Source organism: Geminicoccus flavidas, from assembly GCF_009806515.1.
GTDB classification, from domain to species: Bacteria; Pseudomonadota; Alphaproteobacteria; order Geminicoccales; family Geminicoccaceae; genus Geminicoccus; species Geminicoccus flavidus.
Window position 1 is genome coordinate 1 of sequence record NZ_WUJP01000211.1, and the last position, 393, is coordinate 393.

Annotated in this window: 1 protein-coding gene; it reads left to right on the top strand. The window is 67.4% G+C overall.

The window, feature by feature from the left end:
* Positions 1-393: EAL domain-containing protein (locus tag EQG76_RS05655; protein WP_159711378.1), on the top strand; the 393-nt coding region annotated here is incomplete at both ends.

Consider the following 393-nt stretch of genomic DNA (forward strand, 5'->3'; position numbering starts at 1 on the left):
TCCGCCGCGGCCTGGATGCCGGCCAGGAGCTGGCCATCGGCGTCAACCTGTCGGCGGCCCAGCTCCGCCACGGCGACTTCGCGGCCAGCCTGCGGGAGCTCATCGCCGAGAGCGGCATCCCGCCCGACCTGCTCGAGATCGAGATCACCGAGAGCCTGCTGTTCGAGCCCTCCAACGACGCGATCGCCGAGATGCTGCGCCGGATCGCACATCTGGGCGTGCGCCTCGCGGTGGACGATTTCGGCACCGGCTACAGCTCGCTCGCCTATCTCAAGCGGTTTCCGGTCCACAAGATCAAGATCGACCAGTCCTTCGTGCGTGACATCGGCCGCGACACGGACGACGACATGATCGTCACCGCCATGGTCAACCTCGCGCACAGCCTGGGCAAGC